This is a genomic window from Caballeronia sp. GAWG2-1, assembly GCF_023631405.1.
Lineage (GTDB): Bacteria > Pseudomonadota > Gammaproteobacteria > Burkholderiales > Burkholderiaceae > Caballeronia.
In genome coordinates, this window is sequence record NZ_JALQDD010000058.1 from 1 (window position 1) to 1972 (window position 1972).

The window sequence follows — 1972 nt, forward strand, 5'->3', positions numbered from 1 at the left end:
GCCAGCATTCACCGTCGCCGACGTGAAATCGACATTGCCTGATGTCGTCAGCGACATCAGCCCGCCGCTTTGCAGCGCACCGAATGCATTGTCGATAGACTTGCCATCGATCGACAGCGTATTAGCCGCCTGCACCGTGCCGCTGTTGTTGAACGTCTGTGCGTCTTTGAGATTTAATTCAAGCCCGAGCGTTTCCCAACGCTTCATGCTCTGCGATGCCACCGTGCGTGAGTGCGACGCCAAAGCCGCTCACAATCGCGGCAAGTACGAACGGCCCATTCCCGTGCCGCATATCCGGCTCATGGGTAAGTGGCTGCAACAGGCCGGGTTCGAACCGCGTAGCCGCGTGTGCGTGCAGGTCGAAGATGGAAGGCTCATCATCACGCCCGTTTCAACAGCAAGCCCGGCCACAGCCGGGTTTGCTTTAGTTACTTTCCCCTAGAAAGTAACTTTTGAACGCTAGCGCTTTGATTCGGAAGGCTTTCACAACAGCGCTTATACGCTTACCCCCTTCCTACCCCCCTCACAGTTTTCTACTTCGACCTCGGCTCGGAACAGAACTGCACTACAAACAACAAACCCAGCGCGATGGCTGGGTTTGTTGTTACTGCGTCTTGTCTTTTCTTGCCTGCCAGAGCATGCGCGCCTCATTCAAACTGCTTCGGTTAGCGCCACCTGCAAACTCGGGATCATCTGACTGCACCGGATCGTCTTCCCACCCGCATACGTCGCAAATTTCATAATCTCCGCGACCACTAAGGGTCAAGCTATTACAACAAGGGCACGGGAGAAGGTCTTTTTGCATTACTATTTGTTCCAATATTCCATTCCAGCCGACGGCTTAAACATCGTTCTTGGAGCACCATCTTTAGTTTTTGATGCAAACGTGTTTGTCGCCGGATCGTAATACAGGGTATCGCCGTTCGGTCGCGTCTTGGTCAACGTGCCATCCGGCGGATTGTTCACGAAGTCCTGCGCCGCCTGCACATACTGCACTGAATTCTGATACTGCGGGAACTCGTCTCCGTGCTTGGTCGAATGGCCATAGGCATTTCGACTGGCGTTTTATCCTTAGTGGAGGACCAGAACGAACTCTTATCGTCATCCCCACCGTCCGCACCGCTATCTCCATTTCCGCTATTCAGTATGGCATTACTCGGCACACCGCCCGAAGGAGGCCAGCGGGTGAGAATCTAGGTCGAGCGCAGCAGGCTCGTCATCACACCGGATTGAACGACTCTACAAACGACAAGCCCGGCGGTGGCCGGCGGCGGCCGAGTTTGTCGTCATCAGCGAGTAGCTTTATCCAAACTCATGAGTCGATGGGCAACAGTTCTGGTATGTAATTCATCTCCATCGAGACCAATATGCTCGACCTCAATCCACCTGAGGTGAGAGTACAGTTCGTCGACTGTCTTTTCCTCTCGAAGCATACGGCTAATATCCTGGACATATGAGTCGTATTCATCGTCCGCCTCAGGTGAAGCGCCAACACCAATTGGATCCCATTCCTTGAGCAAGATTTCTTTTACATCCAGATCCAGACCAATAAACGTTCTCTTCATTTTAAGGTGCTCCAGGGATAACCGTGACGACAAGCCCGGTTTTTGAATTCGTGACGACCCGAACGTTGTTCACCGGATCATAGTATCCCGTTGTTCCAGGACGCGTAGGGTAGTTAACGCCATTATCAATGGTGTTTTTCACCACTGAGGGTGGCACACCCCGACCCTGCATTTGGTCTATAGCATGAGCTGAGTAATAAACTCCTCCAATGGTCGCCGGGGCATTAGTACCCCGTGGCACATCCATTGGACTACCGCTGACCCCCACCGGCGTACTTGCATCCTGCGACCCAGAATTGTCGCCACTATTAAACGTCGCATTACCCGGCCCATACCCCGGTGTCCCAGGAACAGCGTTTGCCGCCGTGGAATCCGCGAGCACCACTCCTGGACTGGCAGCAGGCGGC

Annotated in this window: 3 protein-coding genes and 1 pseudogene; 1 reads left to right on the plus strand and 3 read right to left on the minus strand. The window is 53.8% G+C overall.

Annotation, left to right across the window (positions count from 1 at the left end; genetic code table 11):
- A pseudogene (locus NCR98_RS33625) lies at positions 1-180 on the minus strand (hypothetical protein); the annotation flags it as partial.
- A 121-nt stretch (positions 181-301) separates the two neighbouring features.
- On the opposite strand from NCR98_RS33625, the gene NCR98_RS33630 reads away from it, so the two are divergent.
- Entirely contained in the window at positions 302-442 is a 141-nt protein-coding gene (locus tag NCR98_RS33630) for a SymE family type I addiction module toxin (protein ID WP_350029555.1), read from the plus strand.
- Between the two features lie 162 nt (positions 443-604).
- On the opposite strand, the gene NCR98_RS33185 is transcribed toward NCR98_RS33630, so the two are convergent.
- Positions 605-805, minus strand: a complete 201-nt coding sequence (locus tag NCR98_RS33185; RefSeq protein ID WP_250528588.1) for a CPCC family cysteine-rich protein — start codon at positions 803-805, stop codon at positions 605-607.
- Positions 806-1289: 484 nt separating this feature from the next.
- A complete protein-coding gene (locus tag NCR98_RS33190) occupies positions 1290-1565 on the minus strand; it encodes a hypothetical protein (protein WP_250528589.1) in 276 nt (91 codons plus the stop codon).
- Positions 1566-1972 lie beyond the last annotated feature (407 nt).

Coding starts and splice junctions, on each gene's coding strand:
- NCR98_RS33630 (WP_350029555.1), top strand. CDS start 302: ATGGGTAAGTGGCTGCAACAGGCCGGGTTCGAACCGCGTAGCCGCGTG.
- NCR98_RS33190 (WP_250528589.1), bottom strand. CDS start 1,565: ATGAAGAGAACGTTTATTGGTCTGGATCTGGATGTAAAAGAAATCTTG.
- NCR98_RS33185 (WP_250528588.1), bottom strand. CDS start 805: ATGCAAAAAGACCTTCTCCCGTGCCCTTGTTGTAATAGCTTGACCCTT.